This window comes from Stenotrophomonas sp. 22LJNL06-5-1 (assembly GCF_056861455.1).
This window is the reverse complement of sequence record NZ_JBSPUE010000001.1, coordinates 95,554-122,315: the sequence shown is the minus strand read 5'-3', so window position 1 is coordinate 122,315 and position 26,762 is coordinate 95,554. Positions and strand designations below refer to the sequence as shown.

Annotated in this window: 24 protein-coding genes; 7 read left to right on the top strand and 17 right to left on the bottom strand. The window is 67.2% G+C overall.

Going from position 1 to position 26,762, the window contains the following annotated elements; genetic code table 11:
- Positions 1 to 19: 19 nt before the first annotated feature.
- The 3 genes from AC13GF_RS00575 to AC13GF_RS00565 are packed head-to-tail and all read right to left on the bottom strand — an operon-like array spanning position 20 to position 4,652.
- Positions 20 to 1,459 carry an efflux transporter outer membrane subunit gene (locus tag AC13GF_RS00575; RefSeq protein ID WP_483002726.1) on the bottom strand — a complete coding sequence of 480 codons (1,440 nt, stop codon included), beginning with the start codon at positions 1,457 to 1,459 and terminating at the stop codon, positions 20 to 22.
- The gene (locus tag AC13GF_RS00570) at positions 1,456 to 3,414 is read right to left on the bottom strand and encodes a MacB family efflux pump subunit (protein ID WP_483002725.1); all 1,959 of its coding nucleotides are present in this window, start codon (positions 3,412 to 3,414) and stop codon (positions 1,456 to 1,458) included. The genes AC13GF_RS00575 and AC13GF_RS00570 overlap by 4 nt, the downstream gene beginning before the upstream one ends.
- Positions 3,411 to 4,652, bottom strand: coding sequence for an efflux RND transporter periplasmic adaptor subunit (locus AC13GF_RS00565; RefSeq protein ID WP_483002724.1), 1,242 nt, complete (start codon positions 4,650 to 4,652; stop codon positions 3,411 to 3,413). Before AC13GF_RS00565 ends, AC13GF_RS00570 begins: the two co-directional genes overlap by 4 nt.
- Positions 4,653 to 4,856: 204 nt before the next feature.
- Here AC13GF_RS00565 and AC13GF_RS00560 point away from each other — a divergent pair, with 204 nt between their 5' ends.
- The 3 genes from AC13GF_RS00560 to AC13GF_RS00550 all read left to right on the top strand — a co-directional run bounded on the left by AC13GF_RS00560 (position 4,857) and on the right by AC13GF_RS00550 (position 10,205).
- Positions 4,857 to 5,585: a response regulator gene (locus tag AC13GF_RS00560; RefSeq protein ID WP_005408779.1), complete on the top strand. Its 729-nt coding sequence runs from the start codon at positions 4,857 to 4,859 to the stop codon at positions 5,583 to 5,585.
- Positions 5,586 to 5,591: 6 nt separating this feature from the next.
- Positions 5,592 to 7,001: an ATP-binding protein gene (locus AC13GF_RS00555; RefSeq protein ID WP_483002723.1), complete on the top strand. Its 1,410-nt coding sequence runs from the start codon at positions 5,592 to 5,594 to the stop codon at positions 6,999 to 7,001.
- A 177-nt stretch (positions 7,002 to 7,178) separates the two neighbouring features.
- Complete coding sequence (locus AC13GF_RS00550) at positions 7,179 to 10,205, top strand: two-component regulator propeller domain-containing protein (protein ID WP_483002722.1); 3,027 nt, start codon at positions 7,179 to 7,181, stop codon at positions 10,203 to 10,205.
- Between the two features lie 95 nt (positions 10,206 to 10,300).
- On the opposite strand, the gene rnt is transcribed toward AC13GF_RS00550, so the two are convergent.
- The 11 genes from rnt to pstS (AC13GF_RS00495) all read right to left on the bottom strand — a co-directional run bounded on the left by rnt (position 10,301) and on the right by pstS (AC13GF_RS00495) (position 20,078).
- The gene (gene rnt / locus AC13GF_RS00545; protein ID WP_014036542.1) at positions 10,301 to 10,951 is read right to left on the bottom strand and encodes a ribonuclease T; all 651 of its coding nucleotides are present in this window, start codon (positions 10,949 to 10,951) and stop codon (positions 10,301 to 10,303) included.
- 169 nt (positions 10,952 to 11,120) lie between these two features.
- Positions 11,121 to 11,642: an HvfX family Cu-binding RiPP maturation protein gene (locus AC13GF_RS00540; protein WP_483002721.1), complete on the bottom strand. Its 522-nt coding sequence runs from the start codon at positions 11,640 to 11,642 to the stop codon at positions 11,121 to 11,123.
- A 26-nt stretch (positions 11,643 to 11,668) separates the two neighbouring features.
- Complete coding sequence (locus AC13GF_RS00535) at positions 11,669 to 12,424, bottom strand: HvfC family RiPP maturation protein (protein ID WP_483002719.1); 756 nt, start codon at positions 12,422 to 12,424, stop codon at positions 11,669 to 11,671.
- Complete coding sequence (locus AC13GF_RS00530) at positions 12,417 to 13,292, bottom strand: HvfB family MNIO-type RiPP peptide maturase (RefSeq protein WP_483002718.1); 876 nt, start codon at positions 13,290 to 13,292, stop codon at positions 12,417 to 12,419. Before AC13GF_RS00530 ends, AC13GF_RS00535 begins: the two co-directional genes overlap by 8 nt.
- Positions 13,279 to 13,635: a hypothetical protein gene (locus AC13GF_RS00525; RefSeq protein ID WP_123958374.1), complete on the bottom strand. Its 357-nt coding sequence runs from the start codon at positions 13,633 to 13,635 to the stop codon at positions 13,279 to 13,281. Before AC13GF_RS00525 ends, AC13GF_RS00530 begins: the two co-directional genes overlap by 14 nt.
- A gap of 291 nt (positions 13,636 to 13,926) precedes the next feature.
- Positions 13,927 to 14,634 carry a phosphate signaling complex protein PhoU gene (gene phoU, locus AC13GF_RS00520; protein WP_014036547.1) on the bottom strand — a complete coding sequence of 236 codons (708 nt, stop codon included), beginning with the start codon at positions 14,632 to 14,634 and terminating at the stop codon, positions 13,927 to 13,929.
- 65 nt (positions 14,635 to 14,699) lie between these two features.
- Positions 14,700 to 15,530: a phosphate ABC transporter ATP-binding protein PstB gene (pstB, locus tag AC13GF_RS00515; protein ID WP_126928091.1), complete on the bottom strand. Its 831-nt coding sequence runs from the start codon at positions 15,528 to 15,530 to the stop codon at positions 14,700 to 14,702.
- Between the two features lie 19 nt (positions 15,531 to 15,549).
- Positions 15,550 to 16,413 (bottom strand): phosphate ABC transporter permease PstA, encoded by an 864-nt coding sequence (gene pstA / locus AC13GF_RS00510; RefSeq protein WP_049436509.1) that lies wholly within the window; start codon positions 16,411 to 16,413, stop codon positions 15,550 to 15,552.
- Entirely contained in the window at positions 16,413 to 17,381 is a 969-nt protein-coding gene (gene pstC, locus AC13GF_RS00505) for a phosphate ABC transporter permease subunit PstC (protein ID WP_126928090.1), read from the bottom strand. Before pstC ends, pstA begins: the two co-directional genes overlap by 1 nt.
- Before the next feature lie 82 nt (positions 17,382 to 17,463).
- A complete protein-coding gene (gene pstS, locus AC13GF_RS00500; RefSeq protein WP_483002717.1) occupies positions 17,464 to 18,552 on the bottom strand; it encodes a phosphate ABC transporter substrate-binding protein PstS in 1,089 nt (362 codons plus the stop codon).
- 509 nt (positions 18,553 to 19,061) lie between these two features.
- A complete protein-coding gene (gene pstS, locus AC13GF_RS00495; protein WP_014646540.1) occupies positions 19,062 to 20,078 on the bottom strand; it encodes a phosphate ABC transporter substrate-binding protein PstS in 1,017 nt (338 codons plus the stop codon).
- Between the two features lie 552 nt (positions 20,079 to 20,630).
- Between pstS (AC13GF_RS00495) and AC13GF_RS00490 the strand changes: the two genes are divergently transcribed.
- Positions 20,631 to 21,863 carry a porin gene (locus AC13GF_RS00490; protein WP_054171361.1) on the top strand — a complete coding sequence of 411 codons (1,233 nt, stop codon included), beginning with the start codon at positions 20,631 to 20,633 and terminating at the stop codon, positions 21,861 to 21,863.
- Between the two features lie 81 nt (positions 21,864 to 21,944).
- Here AC13GF_RS00490 and nth read toward each other — a convergent pair whose 3' ends face one another.
- Genes nth through AC13GF_RS00475 form a run of 3 tightly spaced genes read right to left on the bottom strand, consistent with a single transcriptional unit; the run spans position 21,945 to position 23,777 of the window.
- Positions 21,945 to 22,637, bottom strand: a complete 693-nt coding sequence (nth, locus tag AC13GF_RS00485) for an endonuclease III (RefSeq protein WP_483002716.1) — start codon at positions 22,635 to 22,637, stop codon at positions 21,945 to 21,947.
- Positions 22,637 to 22,990 carry a hypothetical protein gene (locus AC13GF_RS00480; protein ID WP_483002715.1) on the bottom strand — a complete coding sequence of 118 codons (354 nt, stop codon included), beginning with the start codon at positions 22,988 to 22,990 and terminating at the stop codon, positions 22,637 to 22,639. Before AC13GF_RS00480 ends, nth begins: the two co-directional genes overlap by 1 nt.
- A 4-nt stretch (positions 22,991 to 22,994) precedes the next feature.
- Positions 22,995 to 23,777 carry an enoyl-CoA hydratase/isomerase family protein gene (locus AC13GF_RS00475; RefSeq protein ID WP_483002714.1) on the bottom strand — a complete coding sequence of 261 codons (783 nt, stop codon included), beginning with the start codon at positions 23,775 to 23,777 and terminating at the stop codon, positions 22,995 to 22,997.
- Positions 23,778 to 23,944: 167 nt separating this feature from the next.
- On the opposite strand from AC13GF_RS00475, the gene AC13GF_RS00470 reads away from it, so the two are divergent.
- From AC13GF_RS00470 to AC13GF_RS00460, 3 genes are all read left to right on the top strand, one after another.
- Positions 23,945 to 24,646 carry an FKBP-type peptidyl-prolyl cis-trans isomerase N-terminal domain-containing protein gene (locus AC13GF_RS00470; protein ID WP_094000159.1) on the top strand — a complete coding sequence of 234 codons (702 nt, stop codon included), beginning with the start codon at positions 23,945 to 23,947 and terminating at the stop codon, positions 24,644 to 24,646.
- A gap of 136 nt (positions 24,647 to 24,782) precedes the next feature.
- Positions 24,783 to 25,586, top strand: a complete 804-nt coding sequence (locus AC13GF_RS00465; RefSeq protein WP_483002712.1) for a CoA pyrophosphatase — start codon at positions 24,783 to 24,785, stop codon at positions 25,584 to 25,586.
- Positions 25,583 to 26,485 carry a sulfurtransferase gene (locus AC13GF_RS00460; protein ID WP_483002710.1) on the top strand — a complete coding sequence of 301 codons (903 nt, stop codon included), beginning with the start codon at positions 25,583 to 25,585 and terminating at the stop codon, positions 26,483 to 26,485. Before AC13GF_RS00465 ends, AC13GF_RS00460 begins: the two co-directional genes overlap by 4 nt.
- Positions 26,486 to 26,762 lie beyond the last annotated feature (277 nt).

Here is a 26,762-nt window from a genome sequence, read left to right as displayed (position 1 = left end):
GGTTGGTGCTCTTGCCGCCTCACCCCGCGCTGCCGCCCAGTGCCTTGAACAGGGTGACGTCGTTGTTCAGCTGGCCCTGGCGCACGCGCGCCAGCGACAGCTCGGCATCGCGCCGGGTCTGCTGCGCTTCCAGCCAGGTGCGCAGGTCGGTGGCACCCACGCGGTAGCGCACTTCCTGCGCGCGCTCAACTTCCACCGCTTCGTCGTACGACGCCTGCGAGGCCGCCACCTGGCGCGCCAGCTGCTCGCGTGCCGACAGCGCGTTGTCCACTTCCGAGAGCGCGGTGTACAGCGTCTTGCGGAAATTGGTCGCGGCGATCTGGTAGGCGGTGCCGGCGATGTCGGTATCCAGCTGCGCGCGCTGCAGGTTGAGGAACGGAAGCGACAGGCCGGCGCCCAGCGTGGCCACCGGGTTGCGCAGCACGTCACCCAGCGACGTTGCACTGGAGCCGAGGCTGCCGGTCAGGCTCAGCGCCGGGTAGTACTGGGTTGCGGTGACCTTGATGGTCTTCAGGCTGTTGCGCAGGCGCAGTTCGGCCGCGCGCAGGTCGGGACGGCGGCCGAGCAGGTCGGTCGGCAGGCCTTCGTTGATCCCGGGGCTGCGTGCGGCCAGCAGGTCCTGCGGTTCGTCCTGCTGGGGCCAGGGCGTGCCGTCCAGCAGCACGCTCAGTGCATTGCGCACCTCCACCCGCCGCTGCTCCAGTGCGCTCTGCGAGGACCGCTGCGACTGCAGGTTCTGCAGTGCCTGGCGTACTTCCAGGCGCGATACCGCACCAGCGTCGAAGCGGGCCTGGACCAGTTCGCGTGTGCGTTCCAGGCGCTCCAGGTTGGCCTGGCCGGTGGCGATGGACTGGTTGAGATAGGCCAGGTTCCAGTACTGGGTGATGGTGTCGCCGATCACCAGCAGTGCGGTGTTCTGCCGGTCTTCCTCGCTGGCCTCGGCTTCCCAGCGGGCGATGTCGCGCTGGGTGCGCAGGCGGCCCCACAGATCGACCTCCCAGCCCAGCGAGACGCCGGTGGAATAGCTGCGACGCCAATCATCAGCCTGGTCGGTGGCGCGGCTGGCGCTGCCACTGACCCCGGAGGACGATGGCTGCGGCCATAGCGCGTTGCTGGCCAGGCCGGCCTGCAGGCGCGAACGCTGCACGGCCAGGCCGGCGGCGGCCAGATCGCTGTTGGCGGCCAGCGCCTGCGCCACCAGGCGGTCCAGGCGCTCATCGCCGAAGCCGGTCCACCAGGTGTCCTGGCGGATGTCGCGGCCCGGTGTATCCAGGCTGCTGAGCGGGTCGTCGGCGGGCGCATTGAGGGTGGCATCGCCACGCCCGTAGCTGGCCGCCACGTCGGGGGGCTGCACCGGGTAGCGGCCCACCGATGCGCAGCCTGAGAGGGCGAGCAGAACAGCGCCCACCAGCAGCAGGCGCGAGGGAGCAGGGAAGGGCAGTCGGGTCATCATCTTCATTCGCGGGCCAGGGCCTCCACCGGGTCGAGCTGCGCGGCATTGCGCGCGGGCAGGAAGCCGAACGCCACCCCGATCAGGGTCGAGCAGGCGAAGGCGGCAACGATCGATGCGGTGGAGAACAGCACCTGGAAGTCGCTGGCGAAGCGGCCGATCATCGAGCCCAGCAGCAGGGCCAGGCCGATGCCGAGCAGGCCACCGAGCAGGCACACCAGCACCGCTTCGATCAGGAACTGCTGGCGGATATCACTCTGCCGTGCACCCACGGCCATGCGCACCCCGATCTCGCGGGTACGCTCGGTGACCGACACCAGCATGATGTTCATCACGCCGATGCCACCGACCAGCAGCGCGATGGCGGCGATGGCGCCGATCAGCAGGGTCATCGTGCGCGTGGTCTGTTCGATGGTCTGGCGGATCTCGGCGCTGTTGCTGAGGAAGAAATCCTCGGTGCCATGGCGCATCGTCAGCAGGCGGGTGATCGCTTCCTGCGCCGCATCCATCGGCGTGTCGTCGTCTACGCGCACGGTGATGCTGGAGACGTGGCTCTGGCCGAGCATGCGCGACATCACCGTGGTGTACGGCACCCACACGCTGAGGCTGGTGCTGCCGCCGAAGCCGAAACTCTGGCGTTTGGCCACGCCGACCACGCGCGCCGGCACGTTGCCGAGCAGGATCACCTGGCCGACCGGATCGACATCGGGGAAGAACTGGGTCTGGGTGTTCTCATCAATCACCGCCACCTGGCCCAGGCCCTTCACCGCATCGCCATCGAAGAAGCTGCCGCTGAGCAGGGTTACGCCCTTGACCCGGAAGAACTGTTCACCGACGCCACTGACCTGGGCGGTGGAGGACTGGTTGCGGTAACGCGCGGTGACCGAGGTCGACACGCTGGGGGTGGCGCTGTCCACGTAGCTCTGCTTTGCCAGTGCATCGGCATCGCTGGCCTTGAGCGTCTGCACCCGCGCCGAGCGCATGTCGCCGAAACCGCGGCCGGGATAGACGTCGATGGTGTTGGTGCCCAGCGCACTGATGTTCTGCAGGATCTGCTGCTGCGAACCATTGCCCAGCGCCACCACCGAGACCACCGAGGCGATGCCGATGATGATGCCGAGCATGGTCAGGAAGGTGCGTAGCCGATGTGCGTTCATCGCCAGCAGGGCCATGCGGAACGCTTCGGTGAAGCGGTCGCGCGCGGCCCGCCAGCTGTTGCCGCGGGCCACGCCGGTGCTGGCCTCGCGCTGCGCGCGGTAGGTCGGTGCGTTCGGGTTGGTGCGGTCGGCGATGATCTCGCCATCGCGGATTTCGATGATGCGCTGCGCGTGTTCGGCCACGCTCATGTCGTGGGTGACGATGATGATGGTGTGGCCTTCGGCGTGCAGCTCGCCGAGGATCGCCATCACTTCCTCGCCGGATTTCGTGTCGAGCGCGCCGGTCGGTTCGTCGGCCAGTATCACCTCGCCGCCGTTCATCAGGGCACGTGCGATCGACACGCGCTGCTGCTGGCCACCGGACAGCTGGCCCGGCTTGTGGTGCATGCGGTCGCTCAGGCCCAGCCGTTGCAGCAGCTGCTCGGCACGCGCGTTGCGCACTGCGCCCGGGCTGCCGGCATACACCGCCGGTACTTCCACGTTGCCGCGCGCATCCAGGTCGCCCAGCAGGTGGTAGCGCTGGAAGATGAAACCAAAATGTTCGCGGCGCAGTTCGGCCAGCTCGTCCGGTTCCATCTTCCCGGTTTCGCGGCCGGCCACCTGGTAGCTGCCACGGGTAGGACGATCGAGGCAGCCGAGGATGTTCATCAGCGTCGACTTGCCCGAGCCGGACTGGCCGACGATGGCCACCATCTCGCCGGCGTGGATGTCGAGATTGACGTCGCGCAGCACGGCGATCACATCATCGCCGGCCGGGAATTCACGTCGCAGGTCGCGCAGGCGCAGCAGCGGCGCCGTCGTGCTCATCGGCGCCCCATGCCCGGGCCGCCGACCCGCATCTGCATGCCGCCGCGGTTGCCGCCGCCGGCGCTGGCACCGGCCGCACCGGCTTCGCCCACCACCACACGCTCGCCTTCCTTCAACCCGGACAGGATCTCGGCCGAGGCGCCGTTGTTGATGCCTACGGTGACCTTGCGCGGCTGCAGCTGGCCATTGTCGTCCAGCACCCGCACCATGCGCTCGTCGCCACGGCGCTTCGGTCCCAGAGCTACCGCCGGCACCATCAGTACACCCTTGGCCTGCTTGAGCAGCACCGAGACCTGCGCGGTCATGTCGATGCGCAGCGTGCCGTCCGGGTTCTCCACATCGAACAGCGCGTTGTAATAGACCGCGCTGCTGGAGCTGGAACTGGAGGAGCTGCTGGAGCTGGACGAATTCTCGTTGGCGATCGAGGCCGGCGCCGGATTGATCTGGCGCAGCGTGGCGTGGTACTTGCGGTCCGGGTCACCCAGGGTGGTGAAGTACACCGGCATGCCGGCCTTGATCTTGACCACGTCGGCCTCGGAGATCTCGGCATTGACCGTGACCACGTCCAGCCGCGCCAGCATGACGATGGTCGGCGCGGTCTGGTTGGCGTTCACCGTGCGGCCTTCCTCGGCCACCACCGCCACCACGGTGCCGTCCATCGGCGCGGTGATGCGGGTGTAGGCCAGGTTGGCGCGGGCGGTGCCGAGCTCGGTTTCGCGGCCCTTGATCTGCGCCTCGTAGGACTGCAGCTGGGCGCGGGCGGTCTTCAGCTGCGCCTCGGCGGCATCGTATTCCTGGCGCGAGGTGGCCTCGGCGGCCAGCATCTGCTGCTGGCGCGCGAACTCCAGTTCGGCCTGGCGCAGGGTGGCCTGCTGCACGGCGCGCTGGGCGGTGACCTGGTCCAGCGAGGCCTGTGCGTTGAGCACCTGGTTCTGCTGGGTGGTGGCATCGATCTCGGCGATCAGGTCGCCTTCCTTCACGGTGTCGCCCAGCTGTACCTTCAGCGACTTGATCTGGCCCGAGGCCTGGGCGCCGACGCTGACCAGCTTGTAAGCGTCGATCACGCCGGTGGCCTCCACCGTCTGCTCGATGTCACCACGGCTGACGGGCGTGGTCGCCACCGCCGGGGCGGTGGGCTTGCGCAGCAGCCACCAGGCGGCTGCGGCGACGGCAAGGGCAAGCAGGGCGATCAGTATCAGGCGACCCCGGCGGGTCGCAGGCAGCAGGCGGAACGTCACGTCGTGGCTTCACTCTCGGGGCCGCAGGGGCGGCGTTGGTGGGCATTGTGAAGACCGGGCGATGGGCGGCTCAATCCTCGGGGTATGTCTCTATGTAACACTGTCGGTGAATACGCGTAACCACAGGTATCCCACCCATGGGTGGATACACTGGTACGCATTGCCCCGGATGCGGTTCAGCTGCCGACACGGGATGATCGCGACATGGAGACTGAAAACACGATGCATCGACTGCTGATCGTCGACGACGACAACGACATCCGCACCCTGCTGGCCGAACAGCTCGGCCGTGCCGGTTACCAGGTGAGCACGGCCGCCGACGGCACCGCCATGCGCCAGCTGCTGGACCGTGAACACGTGGACCTGATCGTGCTCGACCTCAACCTGCCGCGTGAGGATGGCCTGACCCTGTGCCGCGACCTGCGCGCGCGCTCGAACACGCCGGTGATCATGCTGACCGCGCGTGCCGAGCCGATCGACCGCGTGCTGGGCCTGGAAATGGGCGCCGACGACTACCTGGCCAAGCCGTTCGAACCGCGCGAGCTGCTGGCGCGCATCCGCAACGTACTGCGCCGGACCGAGGCGCTGCCGGCCAACCTGGAGCCGCTGGCGGTGCGCCGCGCGCGCTTCTCGCGCTGGGTGTTCGATCTGGAACATCGCCACCTGGTGGACCCGGACGACCGCGTGGTGGTGCTGTCCGGCGCCGAGTTCCGCCTGCTGCGGGTGTTCATCGCCCACGCCAACAAGGTGCTGTCGCGCGAGCAGCTGGTCGCGCTCAGCAGCGGCCGCAACTACGAGGCACAGGACCGCGCCATCGATCTGCAGGTCAGCCGGCTGCGCAACAAGCTGGGCGACGATGGTGGCCCGGACGGACTGATCAAGACCGTTCGCAACGAAGGCTATGTACTGGCCTCCTCGGTGAATCTGGAATAAGCCGCGATGAAGCGCCTGCGCCATTTCCTGTCCTCGATGGTCGGGCGGTTGTTCGTGATCCTGCTGCTGGGCATGAGCGTGGCCGCGATCGGCGCGACCATGCTGGCCACCTCCAAGCGCCAGCAGGAGTTCGAGCGGCAGAACCTGAACCGCATCGCCGACCGTCTGCAGGGCTACGTCAACCTGCTCGACGGCAATCCCGAACTGCGTGAGCGCCTGCTCGAAATCGGTGGGCCGAGCGTCCGCGCGCTGCAACCGGGCGCGCGCCTGGGGCGGGCCGATACCGCGTTGATGGAAGTGCTGGATGACCGGCCCGGCCCGGTCGCACGCGCGCATGTGCACTTCGCTTCGTTCCGCTCCTGCATTCCCAAGCTGCAGGACCTGTTGCCGCCGCCGCCGCCCGGGCATCGCAAGCGCCCGCGCGAGCGTGATCCGGCGTTCATCCCGCCCAAGTGCCGTGCGGTCGACGTGACCCTCAACGACGGCACGTTGCTGAAGCTGGCGCTGGATTCGCCGGCAGTGGCGCACAACGGCATCCTCGCCGTTGACCCGTGGTTCCTGACCCTGCTGGTGCTGGCGATCGCGGTGCTGGCCTACATCGTCGCGCGCATGGCCAGCGCGCCGTTGCAGGAGCTGGCCGCAGCCGCCGAAGACCTGGGCGACGACCTGCAGCGCGATCCCCTGCCGCTGCGCGGCCCGCGCGAAGTGCAGCGTGCCGCCGAAGCCTTCAACGCCATGCAGCACCGCCTGCAGCGGCACCTGGCCGAGCGCACGCAGATGCTGGCGGCGATCACCCATGACCTGCAGACCCCGCTGACCCGCCTGCGCCTGCGCCTGGAGAACGTCAGCGACGAGGTGCTGCGCGAGCGCCTGATCGGCGATCTGGCCGCGATGCAGGCATTGGTGCGCGAAGGCCTGGAGCTGGCGCGCAGTGCCGAGAGCGCCGAGCAGCGTGCCGCACTGGACCTGGACTCGCTACTGGAGAGCATTGTTGAAGACACGGCCGAGGGCGGCGGTGATGTCGTCTTCGAAGGCGGCAGCGGAGCGGTGTTGATGCTGCGTCCGCTGGCCATGCACCGCCTGTTTTCCAACCTGGTGGACAACGCGGTGATGTATGCCTACCGGGTGCGGGTTCGGGTCGAGCGCAGTGGCGGCGCGATCACCGTGGTGGTGGCCGACGACGGCCCCGGCCTGGCCGAGGATCAGCTGGAAGCCGTGTTCGACCCGTTCGTGCGGGTGGAGACCTCGCGTTCGCGCGAAACCGGCGGCGCCGGGCTGGGCTTGACCATCGCCCGCGCCCTGGCCGAGAAGGATGGGGCGCGGCTGTGGCTGCGCAACCGCGCCGAAGGTGGGCTGGAGGCCGTGGTGCAGTGGCCGGCCAGTGCACAGGTGACGCCGCCGGGGCGCGCGGGCTGAGCCTTCGCGGTTGGCGATGGTGACGCCGTGGGCCGGGTTTGGCCTATCATCTGCGCATCTTCCCAGTTCCCCCCCGATGAGCCAGCCCGTTCCCGCCGGCATGCCGTTCCGTGCTGCCCGGCAGTTCCCGCATGCTGCCAGGCCCGGCAGCCCCGCCTGGCCGCCGCCGCTGCACTGATGGCCGGACAGGGGGACATCGGGCGCTGGGCGGAGCGCTGCGGATCAGATATCGGTCGATGGCTGCGACAGAGCCTGCTGTGGCTGCTGCTGGCCCTTGCACTGCCGGTGGCAGCGCAGGAGGGAGCACCGCCACTGCGCGACTACGCCATCGATGTATGGACGTCGCGCAACGGCCTGCCACACAACTCGCTGCGCGACATCGCGCAGACCCCCGAAGGCCACCTGTGGTTCGCCACCTGGGAAGGCCTGGTGCGATACAACGGCCTCGATTTCACCGTGTTCGACCGCAGCACCCGCCCGGGGCTGCGCGACAACGGCATCGGCGCGCTGTTCGTCGACCGCCAGGGCGGGCTGTGGATCAGTGATTCGCGCGGCAACGTCAGCCACCGCGGCAACGATGGCCAGTGGCGTGTCTGGGAACACCAGGCCGATACCCCGCAGGTACTGATCCAGTCCATGCAGATGGACAGCCAGGGCCGCCTGTGGCTGCTGTATGAAGGCAAGGGTATCGGCTATCTGACGCCGGACACCGGCATCGTCTACCAGGCCCCGGCCGCCGACCTGCCGATGGCGATGAGCTTCACCAAGCTGGTGGTCGATGCGCAGGACCGGGTCTGGGCCGGCACGCTGGACGGGCTGGTGCTGCGCGACAACGACGGCGTGCTCAAGCGGGCGCCCGCGGCGTGGGGGCTGGGCGCCGGCAGTGGCCTGTCGTGGCCGTACCGCGCTCCGGACGGCGCGCTGTGGATCGTCGCCGGCGAGCGCCTGTACCGGGTGGACGATGATCAGCTGGTGCTGATGCACCGCCTGCCGGGGCAGCTGCACCTGACCTCGATGCTGCAGGATCGCCATGGTGACCTGTGGCTGGGTACCGAGAACCAGGGTCTGCTGCGGATCTCCGCACATGGCCTGGAGCGGCTGCCGGCGGGCCTGAACCTGCCGGGGGGACGCGTGGTCAGCCTGCGCGAGGATGCCGAGGGCAGCATCTGGGTCGGTGCCAACGGTGGCCTTTACCGCCTGCGTGAAACGCTGTTCAGCAGCTACACCGAGCGCGATGGCCTCAGTGGCGACTATGTGCGCACCGTGTTCGAGGACCGCGACCGCCAGCTGTGGGTCGGCAGTGCCAGCGGCCTCGATCTGCAGACTGCCGACGGCCGCTTCCGCGCGATGCCGCTGCACAATCGCGGCGGCAAGGCACCTTCGGTGCTCAGCCTGGCGCAGGGCCCGGACGGTGACCTGTGGGTCGGAACGTTCGGCGATGGCGTCTACCGTCTTGGCCGCGACGGCCGGCTGCGGCACAACTATGCCGCCGCCGATGGCATGCCGGGCGGCAACATCCGCGCGATCAGCGTGGACCCGCAGGGCGTGGTCTGGGCCGGCACGCAGAAGGGCGTCGTCCGCATCGACGGCGACCGCGTGCAGGTATCAAACATGGTGGGCATGCCCAGTGGCCTGATCACCGCGCTCGAGCACGATCATCAGGGCAACCTGTGGATCGGCACCATCGAGGGAATCCGCGTACTGCGCGGCGACCACGTGCAGTCGATCAACCTGGCGCCGCTGGGTGGCGGCCGCAGTGTGTTCGGTTTCCACCAACTGGGCGACGCGATGTGGATCAGCAGCGACCGCGGCCTGTACCGCTGGCGGAACGGCACGCTGGCGCGGGTGGGGCTGGAGCAGGGCATGCCGGTGGATGCGGTGTTCCAACTGGTGCCGGACCGCCTTGGCAATGTGTGGATCAGCAGCAATCGCGGTGTGCTGCGCACCGACATGGCCACCCTCAACGCGGTGGCCGATGGCCGCGCACCGCGGGTGGTGGTGGAGCGCTACAACGAGATCGACGGCATGGCCAACGCGCAGGCCAACGGCAGCTCCGGGCCATCGGCGATCCTGCGCCAGGACGGCACGTTCTGGGTGGTCACCGCCGGCGGCCTCAGCACCGTCGATCCGCAGCGCCTGCAGCGCTTCCGCGAGCGTCTTTCACCGCCGGCAGCGATTGAAAGCGTGCAGGTGGATGGCGCACCGGTGCATTGGGAAGGCCCGGACCGCAACTACATTCCCGGCGGCCGCCGCTTGACGGTGAGCTATGTCGGCCTGAGCTACCTGATGTCCGACCGGATCCGCTACCGCACGCGGCTGGACGGCCTGGATGCGGGGTGGGTCGAACGCGGCCCGCAGCGCAGCGTGGAGTTCGTCGGCCTGCCGCCGGGCGACTACACCCTGCACGTGGCCGCTGCCCATCCGAGTGGCAGCTGGGGCCAGCAGGAAGCGGTATGGAGCTTCACCGTGGAGCCGTTCTGGTGGCAGCGACGCAGCGTGCAGGTGCTGGGTGGGCTGTTGCTGCTGGCCGGGCTGGTGGCGCTGTACCGGCTGCTGCTGCAGCAGTTGAAGGCCAGCAACCTGCGCCTGGCACGGCGGGTGGATGAAGCCACCTTTGACCTGCAGGCCAAGACCGTGCACCTGCAGGCGCTGAACCAGGAAAAGACCGAACTGGCCGAGCGCCTGGCACGCCAGGCCGAGGCCTTCGAACGGCAGGCCCGCGAGGATGCGCTGACCGGCCTGGCCAACCGCCGTGCCTTCGATGAGACCCTGGCACGCGACTTCGCGCGTTCGCAGCGCAGTGGTCATCCGCTGTGCCTGGTGGTGCTGGATATCGACCACTTCAAGGACGTCAACGACCGCCACAGCCACAGCATCGGTGATGCCGTGCTGGTGCAGGTGGCGAGGCTGATCGCCGCCGCCAGCCGCGATTCGGACCTGCCGGCGCGGACCGGTGGCGAAGAATTCGCGCTGCTGCTCAACGATACCCGCCTGGAGGAAGCCGCACAGCTGTGCGCGCGCCTGCGTGGCCTGTTCCATGACCACCCCGACTGGGCCGGTGTGGACGGCCTGCGTGTGACCTTCAGTGCGGGGCTGGTGGAGCTGGATGCCGACGATCGCACCCCGGCGCTGCTGTACCAGCGCGCAGACCGCGCGTTGTACCGCGCCAAGAGCGACGGCCGGGATCGTACGAGCATTGGTTGATTGCATCCACGCGTGGCGTGGATCTACCGTCCGGTGAGTGGTGGGTGCGGACCGATGGTCCGCATTGCGTGGATGCGGTTGCGTCGTTGGCTGGCTTACCGCGGCCAGGCGTTGGCGATGGTGCAGAACAGCCGCGCGGTCTGCTCGGTGTCATACACCGCGCTGTGCGCCTCGTTGGCATCCCAACCCAGCCCGGCGGCGGTGGCCGCACGCGCCAGCACGGTCTGCCCATAGGCGATGCCGGCCAGGGTCACTGTGTCGAACACGCTGAACGGATGGAACGGATTGCGCTTGTGACCGGTACGTGCCACCGCCGCATTGACGAAACCGAGATCGAAATGGGCGTTGTGGCCGACCAGGATCGCGCGCTGGCAGCCGTACTTCTTCATCGCCGCGCGTACCGGGGTGAAGATGTGATCCAGTGCGGCCTTCTCTTCCTTGGCCAGCCGGAACGGGTGGTCGAGGATGATGCCGGTCACTTCCAGCGACTTCGGGTCGATCTCCAGGCCTTCGGCCGGCACCACGTGGGCGCTGGCGGTCTGGCCGGGGTAGAGCAGGCCGTTCTCGTCCATCTCGATCGGCACAGCGGCGATTTCCAGCAGCGCGTTGCGCTGGCTGTCGAAGCCGCCGGTTTCCACATCCACCACCACCGGCAGGAAGCCGCGGAAGCGTTGTGACATCGCGCGCTGCGCCTGGGGTACTGCGGAATCGGGAGCGGCGGCAGGTGCGGGGGTGGGGTCAGTCATGCGTGAATTCTAGCAGAGCGACCCTGAGCGCCCGGCCAGCCTGTGGCGCACGGGTTCCCTGCGCAGGAGCGTGTCGACCAAGGTCGACACCCACCGGTGCACCGCGCACTCAGGACTCCGGTAGGTGCCAACCTTGGTTGGCACACGACGCGCCGACCAGGGTCGCCATCTACCGGACTGCGGGCCGTGCCGTCGTGCCCGATGGCTGCCACCGCGCCAGCCATGCATCCACGCTCAGCCTGCCGGCGCCGGTGAAGATCAGAGGCAGCAGCATCGCCATGAACAGCACCGGCAGCTTGAAGTTGCCGAAGCCCTGGTCAGTGATCGCATAGCCCATGGCGAGGTCGGCCAGCGAGTTCCACTCCATCGGCCAATGCACCGCATAGGTCGCCACAACGGTCAGCACCAGCAGGCTGGCTGCGGCAAACCGGGTGCCGAAGCCAACCAGCAGGCAGGCCGCGCCGATCAGTTCGAACCAGGTGGCGAGCTGCCAGTTCAGGGCAGCCGGTAGCTGGTCGAACGGGAACGGAAAGGCGTCCTGCAGGTCGGCGAACCAGTTCTGGCCGTGCAGTTTTTCGCGGCCGGATTCGAAGTATTCCCAGGCCAGCAGCAGGCGCAGGCCGAGTGGGGCCAACCAGGGGGCGAGACGGTCCAGCTGGCCGCGCGCAGCGGCCAGGGTCGGGAGGTTCATCGGTGGTTCTCCGGGGGAAGGGGGCGTCAGCCGGGGACTGCGAGCGGGCCGATCACGCCGGCCTGCAGGAACTGCTGCAGCAGCGCAGCACCGGGTCCGGCCAGCGCGTCCTCGGCCAGGCCGTGCGCAGCAGCCAGTTGCTGCAGGTAGGCATGACCATCGAGGCCGGGGTGTTCGCCGATGCTGGACAGCAGGTACACCGCCAGCGGGCTGAGTACGGCAAAGCGCACCTCGCCATCGGCCTCGCGACGGACCAGCAGGCCGGTGGGTTCGGCGGGTGGTTGTGATGGTGCGTCCTCGGCACCGAGCCGGTGCACCGGCCACTGGTACAGCAGCGGCCATGCCAGCGGCGAGCGCTGCAGCGGCACCCGCAGCGGGTCGATGTCACCCGCCGCCGGCAGCGGCTCGGCAGGAAGCTGGTACAGCGCGGTTTCCACCCACTCGTAATGAGCAAGTTCGGCCAATGCCGGGTGCGGCAGCAGTGGCTGCACCTGCAGCCACTGCACGAATTCGGCGGCCAGTTCGGTGAACAGCGGTGTCTGGCAGCGATGGGTCGCGAAGTACTGGCGCACCAATCCGCTCCAGGCCGGTTCGCCGAGCAGGCGCACGCAGACCGGGAAGCCGTTGTTCAACAGGCCGAGCAGGTTGTTGAACAGCAGTCGTTGGTATACCGCGACCCGGCGTGGTTCCAGCCCGGCCGGTGGCGGCATGCCCTGTGGATCGCGCAGATGGGCAGTGAATGCGTGCTGCTGCGCGCGCAGCATGTCGGGAGCATCAGCCATGTGCGCCCCCCGCATGCGTCGCCTGCAGGCGGCGGATGGTCTGCAGCTCGCCCTGCAGTTCGGCGTAGGGTGGGAAGTTGAAATCGCGCTCGAGCAGGGTGGGGCGTGGGCCGATGCGCGCGTAGGTACGCGCCAGCAGCTCCCAGACCGGGTCGATCACCGCGCTGCCATGGGTGTCGATCTTCAGGTCCGGCGCCTCGTCCAGGTGCCCGGCCACGTGCAGGCAGACGATGCGCTCTGCGGGCAGCCCGGCAATGAAGGTGTCGGCGTCGTAGCCATGATTGCAGGCGTTGACGTAGACGTTGTTGACGTCCAGCAGCAGGTCGCAGTCGGCCTCGGCGAGCACGGCATTGGTGAAGACCAGTTCGTCCATCGCTGGTTCCGGTGCCAGGTAGTAGGACACGTTTTCCACCGCGATGCGGCGACCGAGCAGGTCCTGCACGCGGGCGATGCGCGCGGCGGTATGGCGCACCGCTTCGTCGGTGAACGGAATCGGCAGCAGGTCGTACAGGTGTCCGTCGTCGCTGCAGTAGCTCAGGTGCTCGCTGTACAGCGGCACGCGGTGCTTCTCCAGGAACTGGCCGACCTGTTCCAGCAGCTGCGTATCCAGTGGCGCGCTGCCGCCCAGCGACAACGACAGGCCGTGGCAGCTCAACGGATGGCGCTGCGCCAGTTCGGCCAGTGCATCCCCGGCAGGACCACCGACATGGATCCAGTTCTCCGGCGCGCATTCGAGGAAATCGAAGTCACCCGCCGGTGCATCACGCAGGTCCTGCAGCAGCGCCCGGCGCAGCCCCAACCCGGCGGCCGCCGCACGAAGCGGCGACCGCAGGTGGACGGCGCTGGCGCGGACGTCAGTGCTTGGCACCGCACTTGCCTTCGCCGCACTTGCCCTCGGCCGACTTCTTGTCGCCGGACGTGGCCTTGGCGCCTGCCGCAGCACCGGCGGCCTTGCCCTTGTCGGCGCCGCATTTGCCTTCGGCACTCTTGCCGTCGGCACCACATTTGCCTTCGGCGTGCTTGGTCGCGTCGGCGGCCATCTTGGTATCTGCTGCCTTGGCATCGGTGCTGGCCTTGGCCGCCTGGCCGGCCACCAGATAGCCCTGGGCGAGGTCGCTCATGCTCAGCGCCGAGGCACTGGCGGTCATGCCCAGGCCGGCGGCCAGGGCGGTAGCAGTCAGCAGGGACAGGGTCTTGTTGGAACTGCTCATCGGTCGTGCTCCTGGGTGGTGTGGGCGGGTGCCCGGGTGGCCGGCAGGGATGCCGGTGGAATAGATGGTGCAGCGATCCTACTCAACGAATCCTCGCCAAGACCTCAAAATTTCGTGAGGTTTGTTACAGAAGGGGAACACGGTTCCCAGGGAATCGCGTGGATCCATCTGCGACCGGCCAGTAGATCCACGCCATGCGTGGATGAACCGCCGGAATGCCCAGAAACAAGAAGGCCGCTGTCACCAGGACAGCGGCCACCTTGGAGTCAACTCCGGTGTTGCAGTGCAGCGTCAGGGCTGGCCGGTGCTGGAGGTCTCGTCGCGCTTCTCGCGCGGCGGCAGCGGCTGCTCGCCGTGCACCAGGAACCACACGTTCTCGGCGATGTTGGTGGCGTGGTCACCCACGCGCTCCAGGTTCTTGGCCATGAACAGCAGGTGCGTGCACGGGGTGATGTTGCGCGGGTCTTCCATCATGTAGGTCAGCAGCTCGCGGAACAGCGCGGTGTACTGCGCGTCCAGGCGGGCATCGTCCTCGCGCAGTTCCAGCGCGGCATCGGCGTCGTTGTCGCGGTAGGCGGCAATGGCACGGCGCACCTGCTGCGCAGCCAGGCGGCCCAGCGCACGCAGGCCCTGGATCTGCGGCAGCGGCGGCACCTTGCCCAGTGCGATCGAACGCTTGGCCACGTTCGCTGCATAGTCGCCGATGCGTTCGATGTCGGCCGGGATGCGCAGGCCCGCCAGGATCTCGCGCAGGTCGCGCGCCATCGGGCCACGCAGCGCCAGGCGCATCACGTCGTGGCTGATCTGCTGCTCAAGCGCATCGATCGCTTCGTCGTTGGCGATGATGCGATGGGCGGCGTTCTCGTCGCGCTTCTCGATCACGTCCATTGCGGCTTCGAGCTGGGCGACGGCCATCTCGCCCATGCGCACGATTTCGGCCACCAGGCGCTGCTGCTCTTCGTCGTAGCTCTTGACGATGTGGTCGTTGGGAAGGTTCATGGTCTGCAATCCGGGTAGAGCCAGGCCGTGCCTGGCTGGGACATGTGGCGAAGGATCAGCGTCGATCAGCCGAAACGACCGGTGATGTAATCCTCGGTCTGCCGCTGCGACGGCTGCGAGAAGATCACCTCGGTGCGGTCGTGCTCGATCAGGTCGCCCAGGTACATGAAGGCGGTGTAGTCGGACACGCGCGCGGCCTGCTGCATGTTGTGGGTGACGATCACGATCGTGTACTCGTTCTTGAGCTCTTCCACCAGCTGCTCGATGCGGCTGGTCGAGATCGGATCCAGCGCCGAGGTCGGCTCGTCCAGCAGCAGCACCGACGGGCGCAGGGCCACGGCACGGGCGATGCACAGACGCTGCTGCTGGCCACCGGACAGGCCCAGGGCGCTCTGCCCCAGCTTGTCCTTCACTTCGTCCCACAGTGCGCCCTGGCGCAGTGCCTGCTCGACGCGGTCGGCCATGTCGGCCTTGCTCAGCTTCTCGTGGTGGCGGATGCCGTAGGCCACGTTCTCGAAGATGGTCATCGGGAACGGCACCGGCTTCTGGAACACCATGCCGACCTTGCTGCGCAGGCGGTTCATCGGGTACTTCGGCGACAGGATGTTCTCGCCGTCCAGCAGCACTTCGCCGCGCGCTTCCAGCTTCGGGTACAGCGCGTAGATGCGATTGAAGATGCGCAGCAGGGTCGACTTGCCGCAACCGGAGGGACCGATCAGCGCGGTCACGCGCTTTTCCGGAATCTCCAGGTTGATGCCCTTCAGGGCGTGGAACTTGTCGTAGTAGAAGTCCAGTCCACGCGCAGCCAGCTTCACCGGCGACGGCGTGTGCAGGCTCTCGTGCGAGGACGGCACGGCGATGCGCTGCATCGGCACGGCGTTGGAAAGGTCGTTCATGGCGTTATCCACGGAAAGGTCAGTCATGGGAGATACGGTTGCGCAGCAGGATGCCGCGGGCGGCAAGGCTGACCAGCAACACGAAGACAGTCAGCACCAGGGCACCGGCCCAGGCCAGCACCTGCCAGGATTCATACGGGCTGCCGGCGAACTGGTTCATCACCACCGGCACCGAGGCCATCGGCTGGAAGATGTTGTTGTTCCAGTACTGGTTGCCGAAGGCGGTGAACAGCAGCGGTGCGGTCTCGCCGGAGATGCGGGCCAGGGCCAGCAGGATGCCGGTGATGATGCCGGCCGACGCGCTGCGGTACAGCACCTGCACGATCACCTTCCATTGCGGGATGCCCAGCGACAGGGCCGCTTCGCGCATCTGCGAGGGCACCAGGCGCAGCATCTCGTCGGTGGTGCGCACCACCACCGGCAGCACGATGAAGGCCAGTGACAGGGCACCGGCGAACGCCGAGAAGTTGCCGCCGGTCTGCATCACGTACAGGGTGTAGACGAACAGGCCAAGCACGATGGACGGCGCCGACAGCAGGATGTCGTTGACGAAGCGGACCACGGTGCCGGCCTTGCGGGCGTTGCCGTACTCGGCCAGCCAGGTGCCGGCCAGCACGCCCAGCGGAGTGCCGATGCCGATCGCCAGCGCACACATCACGGCACTGCCGAAGAAGGCGTTGGCGAGGCCGCCTTCCTGCATCGGCGGCGGCGTCATCTTGGTGAACAGATCCCAGTTGATGCCGGCCAGGCCCTTCGAGGCCAGGGTGAACAGGATCCAGCCCAGGAAGAACAGGCCGAACAGGGCGGTGGCGCACGACGCGGCGATGGCGATGACATTGCCGATGCGGCGGCGCAGGTACAGCGAATCAGCGGTGGTGGACATCAGTTGCCCTCCTTGCGGGACAGGCGCATCAGCATCAGGCGGGCGATGGCCAGCACCACGAAGGTGACGATGAAGAGGACGAAGCCGAGCAGCAGCAGGGCCGAACGGTAGGTTTCAGTGGCTTCACCGAAATCGTTGGCGATCAGCGCGGCAATGGTGGTGCCCGGTTCCAGCAGCGACGGCGACAGGCGCACGCTGTTGCCGATCACGAAGGCCACCGCCATCGTCTCGCCCAGGGCGCGGCCGAGGCCGAGGAAGATGCCGCCGATCACCGCCGAGCGGGTGTAGGGCAGCACGATGTCCCAGCTCACTTCCCACTTGGTGGAACCCAGCGCGTAGGCCGATTCCTTCAGGCGGGTCGGCACGGTCAGGAACACCTCGCGCATCACCGAGGAGATGAACGGAATGACCATGATGGCGAGCACGAAACCGGCGGTGAGCATGCCGATACCCAGCGGCGGGCCCTGGAACAGCGGGCCGATGATCGGCATCTCGCCCAGCGTTTCGTTGAGGAACGGGGTGACGTACTCGGTCATCACCGGCACCAGCACGAACAGGCCCCACATGCCGTAGATGATCGAGGGGATGCCGGCCAGCAGTTCGATGGCGGTACCGACCGGCCCACGCAGCCAGCGCGGCGCAACTTCGGTCAGGAAGAAGGCGATGCCGAAGCTGACCGGCACGGCGATGACCATCGCGATGAGCGCGGTGACCAGGGTGCCGTAGATCGGTGCGAGCGCACCGAACTTGTTTTCGACCGGATTCCAGTCGGCGGAGAAGAAGAAGCTCAGGCCCTGCATCTGCAGGGCATGACGGCCGCCCCACAGCATCGACAGTGCGGCGCAGGCCAGGGCGATCAGGACGAAGATGACGGTGCCGACCAGCACCCATCGGAACAGTTTGTCGTTGCGGGCATCACGCGTATCACGCGTGGACGGGGCTGCTACAGGCTGGGCGATGGCATTCATGGGGACGGCAGGGCCAGGAAGGGGCGGGGCGGCACGGCGTGGAAGAGGCGGTGCCCGCGCGGGGCGGGCACCGTCGTGTCCATCACTTCAGGTCGGTCGCCCAGTAGGCCTCGATCTGCTTGACCAGTTCGGCCGGCAGCGGCACGTAGTGCAGCTCGTTGGCCTGGGCCTGGCCGTTCTCGAAGGCCCACTTGAAGAAGGCCAGGGTGTCCTGGTTGCGCTTGGCGTCCTTCGGCTGCTTCTGCATCAGCATGAAGTTGGTGGCGGTGATCGGCCACGCCTGCTCGCCCGGAGCGTTGGTGATGACCAGGTTGAAGTCCTTGGCGCTGGCCCAGTCGGCGCTGGCGGCTGCAGCGGCGAAGGTTTCCGCGCTCGGCTCGACCCAGTTGCCGGCCGCGTTCTGCATGGCGGTGTACGGCATGCCGTTCTGCAGGGCGTAGGCCAGTTCGACGTAGCCGATGGAGCCCTTGATCTGCTTCACGTAGGAAGCAACGCCTTCGTTGCCCTTGCCACCGACGCCGTCCGGCCACTGCACCGAGGTGCCTTCGCCGACCTTGCTCTTCCACTCCGGGCTGACCTTGGACAGGTAGTTGGAGAAGTTGAAGGTGGTGCCCGAACCGTCCGAACGGTGGACCAGGGTGATCTTGCCTTCCGGCAGCTTCACGCCCGGGTTGGCGGCGACGATGGCCGGATCGTTCCAGGTCTTGACCTTGCCCAGGAAGATGTCGGCCAGCAGGGCGCCGCTCAGGCGCAGCTTGCCGGCTTCCAGGCCTTCGATGTTGACCACCGGCACCACGCCGCCGATGGCGGACGGGAACTGCGCCAGGCCGGCCTGGGCCAGCTCTTCGCTGCTCAGCGGCTTGTCGGAGGAACCGAAGTCGACGGTGCCGGCCTTGATCTGGGCGATACCGCCGCCCGAGCCGATCGACTGGTAGTTGATCTTGGAGCCGGTGCTGGTGTTGTAGTCAGCCGACCACTTGGAGACCAGCGGGAAGATGAAGGACGCGCCGGCACCGGACACTTCGGCGGTCACCTTGGCACCGGCAGCGGCCGGGGCAGCGGCACCGTCGGCAGCCGGCTGCTGCGCGGCCTGCTTGTCGCCACCGCAGGCCGACAGGCCCAGGGCGATGGCCAGGGAAAGGGCGGCAAGGCCGGCCGAGTGCAGTTTCATGGTCACTCCATAGCGGGGTAGAGCCGACGGCGTCGGCGGATGCGGCTATGAAATGATGTTTTTGTTACAGCCGTATTACGACCATGACAGAGGTGTCCTGGATCACGTTCTGACAAGGGTTTCACGGGGTTGGCTGCGATCCGGGAGACCCCCGGGGACCCCGGATCTGCGCACCGGTATGACGGTCGGGGCTCTACAAACGCTCTTGCCTTTGCTCCTGCCTTCCATGATCCCACCGCGCCCCCGCTGAACCGTCCAGAGGCGGTGGGCCAGGGCGTGCAGGACCGTCCACGGCATGGATGCCGTGGCCGAGCCCCCAGGGACGGGTTTACGGCGTGTCCTGCACGCCCTGGCCCACTGACTCACCCACGGATCAGCGTAAGCGCAACGCTCTTCACGACCAACCCCGAAAAAACAAGAAGAGCGCGAGATCTCGAGGATCTCGCGCCCTGGGCGGGATCGGCGGGGGAGAGAGGACCCGCCGATCCCGTTCCTGCGGGGGAACGCGCTTACTTCAGGTTCTGCGACCAGTAGGTCTCGATCTGGCGGACCAGGCTGTCCGGCAGCGGCACGTAGTCCAGCTGGCGTGCCTGGGCGTCGCCGCTCTTGTAGACCCAGCGGAAGAACTCCTGGGTGGCCTTGCCGTTGGCAGCGTTCTTCGGCTTCTTGTGCACCAGGATGAAGTTGGTGGCGGTGATCGGCCAGGACTCGGCGCCCGGGGCGTTGGTCATCACCAGGTAGAAGTCCTTGGCGCTGGCCCAGTCGGCGCTGGCGGCAGCGGCGGCGAACGAGGCGTCGCTCGGCTGCACGAAGCGGCCGGCGGCATTCTTCATCGCGGTGTACGACAGCTTGTTCTGCAGCGCGTAGGACAGTTCGACGTAGCCGATGCCGCCCTTGATCTGCTTCACGTAGGCAGCAACGCCTTCGTTGCCCTTGCCGCCGATGCCGGCCGGCCACTGGACCGAGGTGCCTTCACCGACCGAGCTCTTCCACTCCGGGCTGACCTTGGACAGGTAGTTGACGAAGTTGAAGGTGGTGCCCGAGCCGTCCGAACGGTGCACGACGGTGATCTTGGCGCTCGGCAGGGTCACGCCCGGGTTCAGCGCGGCGATGGCCGGATCGTTCCAGGTCTTGATCTTGCCCAGGAAGATATTGGCCAGCACGGTGCCGTCCAGCTTCAGCGCGCCCGGGGCGATGCCGGCCACGTTGACCACCGGCACCACGCCGCCGATCACCGACGGGAACTGGGCCAGGCCCGAAGCCGCCAGTTCTTCCGGCTTCAGCGGGGCGTCGGAGGAACCGAAATCAACGGTCTTGGCCTTGATCTGCGCAATGCCGCCGCCGGAACCGATCGACTGGTAGTTGACCTTGTTGCTGGTGGCGGCGTTGTAGTCGGCCGACCACTTCGACATCACCGGGTAGATGAACGAGGCGCCCGCGCCGGTGATTTCAGCGGCGTTGGCGGCGAACACGGACGACGCTGCGAAGACGGCAACGGCAACGCGCGACTTGAAGGCGTGGATCACGGGGTGGCTCCTGGGTTGATTGGGATGCGGGGTTACCCGCCCGGCGCACATTCCATAACGGTTCGATGACAGCGCAGGGACCGTTGTATGACGCAACCGTTACAGCGCTGCCCGGCGCCCCCACAGCAAGGGCGTGAAGGTTCTGCGTACCGCGGGCGACGTGATGACCGATGCGCTGGAGACGGACGTGGCCCGGTTGCGATCACGTTCTATATGTCGCTGAAGACCTGCCCGCTGTGATCGTCAATGCCGTCCCGGCCCGGCATTCCGCAGTGATGCCGCGTCATCCACACGAAACCATCGATACAGGTGAGGGCTGTGCGGCGGCCGGCCCGGGGCGAGACGCCGATACGTGACGCCATATGCCGCAAGGGATCGACAAGCATGTGGCCACAAATGAGTCGTACGCATGACCGCACGAAGAAATCTGTGGTTGGTGCTCAATCTGTCATTCGGTTGTCATGGTTTTAACGGAACGTTCGCAAAACGCTTGACCGGCCTGCCGGCGTGGCGTTCTGCCCAAGCCATTCCAACCCTCTGGAGAAATCCAAAATGCGTTCCCATTTGCTCGCCGCCGCGGTCGTTGCAAGCCTCGGTCTGGTTTCCGCCGACGCCTTCGCAGCCCCCGCCAGCTCGGGCGTGTCCCAGGCACAGTTGCAGCAGCTGCAGGCACAGATCGCTGCGCTGCAGGCCCAGGTCCAGCAGTTGCAGAACGATTCGCAGGCGCTGCAGGCACAGTCCGATGCGCAGTCCGAAGTGAACATCACCCAGGCCCAGGCCCTGGAAGGTGCACAGAAGACCCAGACCAGCGTCGACAAGCTGGCCAAGCTGGTCAATGACAACAAGATCGGCGGTCGCATGTTCTTCGACCTGACCAACATCGACAAGACCAGCAACGGCAAGGACACCGCCGCCAGCGGCACCGGCCTGGACGTCAAGCGCTTCTACCTGACCGTCGACCACAAGTTCAACGACATCTGGTCGGCGAACCTGACCACCGACTTCCAGTACAGCTCGGCCATCGGCAACACCGAACTGTTCGTCAAGAAGGCCTACGTGCAGGGCAGCTTCGACCCGGCCTTCAACCTGCGCGTCGGTGCCGCCGACATGCCGTGGATCCCGTACGTCGAGAAGTTCTACGGCATGCGCTATGTTGAGAACACCCTGACCGACCGCCTGAAGTACGGCAACTCGTCCGACTGGGGCCTGCATGGCTTCGGCAACCTGGGCAACAACTTCAACTACGCGGTCTCGGTCGTGTCCGGCGCCGGTTACAAGAACCCGACCCGCAGCAAGGGCATGGACGTGGAAGGCCGCGCGGCCTATACCCCGAACGAGAACTTCGTGGTTGCCGTCGGTGGCTACAGCGGCAAGCTGGGCAAGGAAACCGACATCCAGAGCGCCGAGAACACCTATACCCGCGCCAATGCGATGGTGGCCTACGCCAGCAGCGACTTCCGCGTCGGTGGCGAGTACTTCCAGGCCAAGAACCTCAACAACGTGATGACCGTCGCCACCGACAAGACCAGCGGCTGGTCGGTGTGGGGCAGCGTGCGCGTCACCGACGGCGGCATCAACGTGTTCGGTCGTTACGATGACACCGACGTCAGCAAGACGCTGGACCCGACCCTGAGCGACAAGTACTGGAACGTCGGCGTCGAGTTCCCGGTCATGAAGAACCTCAAGCTGTCGACCGTGTACAAGTACACGCACCTGGCCAACGCCAGCGACAAGAAGAACGACAAGACCAAGGAATTCGGCGTCTGGGGCGACCTGTCGTTCTGATGTCCTGAAGTACCCTTGCCTACACGCAAAGACGGCGGGCCTTGTGCCCGCCGTCTTTGTTTTGTCACACCACCAACGTGGTCACGCCTCGGCCGTGGTCTTTTCCTTGAACCGGCACAGGTCGGCGATCACGCAGCCAGGGCAATCCGGCTTGCGCGCCTTGCACACATAACGCCCGTGCAGGATCAACCAGTGATGCGCGTCGAGCAGGAACTCGGCCGGAATCACCTTCACCAGTTTGTCTTCCACTTCGCGCACGTTCTTGCCTGGCGCCAGGCCGGTCCGGTTGGAGACGCGGAAGATGTGCGTGTCCACCGCCATCACCGGCTCACCGAACGCAGTGTTGAGCACCACGTTGGCGGTCTTGCGGCCCACGCCCGGCAGCGCTTCCAGTTCATCGCGATCGCGCGGCACTTCACCGCCATGCTTCTCCAGCAGGATCGCGCAGGTGGCGATCACGTTCTTCGCCTTGGCGTTGAACAGGCCGATGGTGGCGATGTACTGCTTCAGCCCGTCCTCGCCAAGCGCGAGGATCTTCGCCGGCGTGTTGGCCACCGGGAACAGACGGCGCGTGGCCTTGTTGACGCCGACATCGGTGGCCTGCGCCGACAGCGCGACGGCCACCAGCAGCTCGAATGGCGAGCTGTACTCCAGTTCGGTCTTGGGGTGCGGATTGAGTTCACGCAGGCGGGTGAACATTTCCACCACGTCGGCGCGCGGCATGCTGCCACCGCGTCGCGCCGGCGCGCGCGGGGTCTTCTTCGCGTTGGCCATTACTGCTCCTTGCCAGCGGCGCGGGCCTTGGCCCGGGCGAGGATGGCGGCGGCTGCGGCGGGCAGGGCGGGTTTCACGTCCGGCGCCGGGGCCGGCGTGCGTCGCGCATCGCGTTCGGCCTCGCGGCGCGCCAGGCGCACCGCACGGGCACGGTAGCGTTCGCGTGCAGCCCAGGCAGCGCGCAGCTGCTGCTGGGCCTGCTGCAGGCGTCGTGGAAGGTCAGGGTGGCCGGGCAGCAGCTGTTCGTCGCCAGCGCGGGCGACGTAGTCCATCAGGCCCGCCTGCAGGGCGCCATCGAGATCGTCTGCCTGGACCCGGGCGAACAGCTGCGCTGGGTTGGGTCGGGATGCCATGGCGTCAGCGGTTCTGGAAGGCCGGCGGGCGGCGCTGCAGGAAGGCGCTGGTGCCTTCGCGCATGTCTTCGGTGGCGAACAGCAGGCCGAACTGCGCGCTTTCATACTCCAGCCCAGCCTCCAGGCTGCATTCGCCACCCACGTGCACGGCATCAAGCAGGCCGCGCAGGGCCAGCGGCGCCGAGCGCGCCAACTGGCGGGCGACGTCCTGCACACGGTTGTCCAGCGCGTCGACGGGTACCACCTCGTTGACGATACCCAGTTCCAGCGCACGCGCGGCGTTGACCGGTGCACCCAGCAGGCACAGCTCCAGGGTGGCGGCGCGGCCGCACAGGCGCAGCAGGCGCTGGCTGCCGCCGAAGCCGGGAATCAGGCCGAGGTTGATCTCCGGCTGCCCGACCTTGGCCGTATCGGCAGCGATGCGCAGGTGGCAGGCCATGGCCAGCTCCAGCCCGCCGCCCAGAGCGAAGCCGTTCACGCGCGCGATCACCGGCTTGGGCATGCGCTCGATCTGGCGCATCAGGGCCTGGCCGAGCAGGGAGAAATCACGTCCCTGAACCGCACTGAGTGTGTTCATCTCGGCGATGTCGGCCCCGGCCACGAACGCCTTCGGACCGGCACCGGTCAGCACCACCACGCGCACATCAGGGTCGGCTGCGGCGGCGCTGAACGCCTCGGCCAGCGCCTGCAGGGTCGCGGCATTCAAGGCATTGAGCTTGTCCGGGCGCTGGACGGTCACGGTGCGGATGGCGCCGTCGTCGGCGACAGCGATCAGGGCATCGGCCACGGGAAAACTCCTGAAACGTTAAAAAAAAGTGAGATTGAACTCCGCCAACGCAGACGGGTCTTAGCCTGCATCGTGAGTAGCGGTTACACGTTGTGCCCGTTATCCTAACCCGTCGCCTCAGGGCGGCGCAGAACGTCCCTGAGTTACCACCCCTGGAGAACTGTTTGATGAAGTTGCGTTCTATCGCGGTCGCCGTCGCGGCCCTGGCCCTGACGGGCAATGCCTTCGCCCAGGACGTCTCGTCCGAAAAGGGCAAGCTGAGCTACTACTTCGGTTACGACTACGGCAACAACCTGGCGGAGCTGACCGGTCGTGGTGAGCAGCTGGACATCAACTCGGTGGTGAAGGGCCTGCAGGACGCCTACGCCAAGAAGCAGCCGGCGATCACCGCCGACCAGCTGAAGCCGGCCGTTGAAGCGTTCCAGAAGCGCGAGCAGGGCCGTGCCCAGGCTGCCAAGGCCGAGTACGAAAAGGCTGCTGCCGAAAACAAGACCAAGAGCGATCAGTTCGTCGCGGCGAACAAGGCCAAGGCCGGCGTGCAGTCCCTGCCGAGCGGCGTCCAGTACCGCGTGATCGAAGCCGGCAAGGGCGCCAAGCCGACCCAGGCCAGCACCGTGCAGCTGGAAGTGGCCGGTCCGTTCCCGTACGGCCAGCGCCCGACCGAAGCCCGCCCGGCCCAGCAGATCCCGTCGATCAAGGTCAGCGAAGTCGAAATGAAGGCCATGCGCGAGACCCTGCTGCAGATGCCGGCAGGCTCGAAGTGGGAAGTCACCCTGCCGCCGGATCAGGCCTACGGTGCCGACCCGCGCACCCCGTTCCCGCCGAACGTGGCTGTGCAGTTCGAGATCAAGCTGGTCAGCGTCAAGTAAATCGACGCCGTAAACGAAACGCGCCGGTGATTCCACCGGCGCGTTTTTGTTTGCGCGGAGCGCGACGGTGCCATGCACCGCATCTGCACCTCGCGCAAATTCAGCCCGATCGCGCTACTGTTGCCGGGTGCAAACAATGGAAGAAACGGCGCGTGTTGTCGCAAGTCCCTGCATCGGAGTGTGCACGCTGGATCCGGACCGGCAATGCACCGGCTGCGGGCGGCACATCGATGAAATCGCACGGTGGTCGTCGATGAGCAACGAGGAACGCAGCCGCATCCTGCATCGCGTGCAACCCCTGCGTGAACAGCTGCAGCACTCACTGCGCGGCTCGCTGGCCGATCACGAACGCCTGATGCGCGCGCTGCATCCACTGGCCGAGCCGCCGGCCGGCGACGGCTGGAACCGCAGCGAACTGAGTGACCTGCTGCCGCCGGGGCCACCCGTGGAAGCCGCCGTACTGGCCGGCATCGTGCCGCGCGCCAACGGCGCACAGGTCATCCTTACCCGTCGCACCGAAACCCTGCGCACCCATGGTGGCCAGGTTGGGTTCCCCGGTGGCCGCACCGAACCCGATGACCGCGACGCACTGGCGGCCGCGCTGCGCGAGAGCCAGGAAGAAATCGCACTGGCTCCGGGCCAGGTGCAGGCGCTGGGTTATCTCGATCCCTTTGTGACGATCACTGGCTACCGGGTCACGCCGGTGGTGGCGGTGGTCGATCCGGACTTCGTGCCGGTGCCGCAGCCCAGCGAAGTGGCCGAAGTGTTCGAAGTGCCGTTGGCCTACCTGATGGCCGCAGACAATCTGCGCCAGGTCGAAATCAATCACCGCGGCCGCATCCGCCACGTCCTCGAATACGGCTGGCCGGGCCAGCGAATCTGGGGCGCGACCGCCGCCATTCTCTACAACCTGCGTCGCCGCCTGGAGCAAGTGCAATGAACCCGATCGATCCGCCGTGGACCACCCTGGTCGATGTCGCCACCCTGGCTGCCGCGTTGGGCGAGGGCATCCGCGTGGTCGACGCACGCGCCACCGCCAGCACTGCGGTGCGCGTGGTCGATGCGCGCTCCTCGCTGGCCGACCCGCAGGCCGGCAGCGGCCAGTACCTCGCGGGGCACGTTCCGGGCGCGGTGTATGCCGACCTCAATCGGGACCTGTCGGATCTGACCCGCAGCGGCCACGGCCGTCACCCGCTGCCGGACAGCGATGCCTTCGCCGCGAAGCTTGGCCAGTGGGGTATCGGTCCTGACACCCAGGTGGTGGTCTACGACGGCAGCGACGGCAGCATGGCCGCCTCGCGCCTGTGGTGGCTGCTGCGCCTGATCGGGCACAGCAAGGTGGCCGTGCTCGATGGTGGTATCGCCGCGTGGCAGGCCGCAGGGCATCCTTTGGCGACGGGGCAGGATGAGGTGACCGCGCTGCCGGCTTACCCGGGCCGTTTCGACACCACCCAGATCGCCAATGCCGATGAAATCAGCGCACGCCTGAAGCACGCGCCGGGCTGGCTGGTCGACGCACGCGCGGGCGAACGCTTCCGCGGCGAAGTCGAGCCGCTGGACCCGGTCGCCGGCCACGTACCCGGCGCGGTCAACCGTCCGTTTGCGTTGAACGTCGCCGACGGCCGCCTGCGCGATGCACAGGAACTGCGCGCCGAACTGCAGGGCGTGATCGGCAACCGTGATCCGCAGCAGGTGGTGCTGATGTGCGGCTCCGGCGTGACCGCCTGCCACCTGCTGCTGGCGATGGAAGCAGCAGGCCTGCCCGGCGCGCGCATCTACGCCGACTCCTGGAGCGGATGGGTGAGCGACAGCAGCCGCCCGGTGGCGACCGGCGCCTGAGCTCGTACCCTCGCACGCATCGCGCATGAAGCAGTCGAGCGCGGAGCCTCTCCAGAGCCGAGCGGCCGGCTCCACGCGCATGGCGATGCGTTCAAATCATCGGCGCCCGCAGGTCATGGAGCGCGGCTCGACTCTACAAAGGCACCCTCCGATCGATTCGATCCCGTGCCGACCAAGATCGGCACCCACCAACAGCAGCGGGAAACTGTCGAAGGCGGGGTGGGTCCGGTTGCGGGGGTGTCCGCGGCATGGATGCCGCGGCCAAGCCCCCATGGAC

Coding starts and splice junctions, on each gene's coding strand:
- AC13GF_RS00575 (WP_483002726.1), bottom strand. CDS start 1,459: ATGAAGATGATGACCCGACTGCCCTTCCCTGCTCCCTCGCGCCTGCTG.
- AC13GF_RS00570 (WP_483002725.1), bottom strand. CDS start 3,414: ATGAGCACGACGGCGCCGCTGCTGCGCCTGCGCGACCTGCGACGTGAA.
- AC13GF_RS00560 (WP_005408779.1), top strand. CDS start 4,857: ATGGAGACTGAAAACACGATGCATCGACTGCTGATCGTCGACGACGAC.
- AC13GF_RS00555 (WP_483002723.1), top strand. CDS start 5,592: ATGAAGCGCCTGCGCCATTTCCTGTCCTCGATGGTCGGGCGGTTGTTC.
- AC13GF_RS00550 (WP_483002722.1), top strand. CDS start 7,179: ATGGCCGGACAGGGGGACATCGGGCGCTGGGCGGAGCGCTGCGGATCA.
- rnt (WP_014036542.1), bottom strand. CDS start 10,951: ATGACTGACCCCACCCCCGCACCTGCCGCCGCTCCCGATTCCGCAGTA.
- AC13GF_RS00540 (WP_483002721.1), bottom strand. CDS start 11,642: ATGAACCTCCCGACCCTGGCCGCTGCGCGCGGCCAGCTGGACCGTCTC.
- AC13GF_RS00535 (WP_483002719.1), bottom strand. CDS start 12,424: ATGGCTGATGCTCCCGACATGCTGCGCGCGCAGCAGCACGCATTCACT.
- AC13GF_RS00525 (WP_123958374.1), bottom strand. CDS start 13,635: ATGAGCAGTTCCAACAAGACCCTGTCCCTGCTGACTGCTACCGCCCTG.
- phoU (WP_014036547.1), bottom strand. CDS start 14,634: ATGAACCTTCCCAACGACCACATCGTCAAGAGCTACGACGAAGAGCAG.
- pstB (WP_126928091.1), bottom strand. CDS start 15,530: ATGAACGACCTTTCCAACGCCGTGCCGATGCAGCGCATCGCCGTGCCG.
- pstA (WP_049436509.1), bottom strand. CDS start 16,413: ATGTCCACCACCGCTGATTCGCTGTACCTGCGCCGCCGCATCGGCAAT.
- pstC (WP_126928090.1), bottom strand. CDS start 17,381: ATGAATGCCATCGCCCAGCCTGTAGCAGCCCCGTCCACGCGTGATACG.
- pstS (WP_483002717.1), bottom strand. CDS start 18,552: ATGAAACTGCACTCGGCCGGCCTTGCCGCCCTTTCCCTGGCCATCGCC.
- AC13GF_RS00490 (WP_054171361.1), top strand. CDS start 20,631: ATGCGTTCCCATTTGCTCGCCGCCGCGGTCGTTGCAAGCCTCGGTCTG.
- nth (WP_483002716.1), bottom strand. CDS start 22,637: ATGGCCAACGCGAAGAAGACCCCGCGCGCGCCGGCGCGACGCGGTGGC.
- AC13GF_RS00480 (WP_483002715.1), bottom strand. CDS start 22,990: ATGGCATCCCGACCCAACCCAGCGCAGCTGTTCGCCCGGGTCCAGGCA.
- AC13GF_RS00470 (WP_094000159.1), top strand. CDS start 23,945: ATGAAGTTGCGTTCTATCGCGGTCGCCGTCGCGGCCCTGGCCCTGACG.
- AC13GF_RS00465 (WP_483002712.1), top strand. CDS start 24,783: ATGGAAGAAACGGCGCGTGTTGTCGCAAGTCCCTGCATCGGAGTGTGC.
- AC13GF_RS00460 (WP_483002710.1), top strand. CDS start 25,583: ATGAACCCGATCGATCCGCCGTGGACCACCCTGGTCGATGTCGCCACC.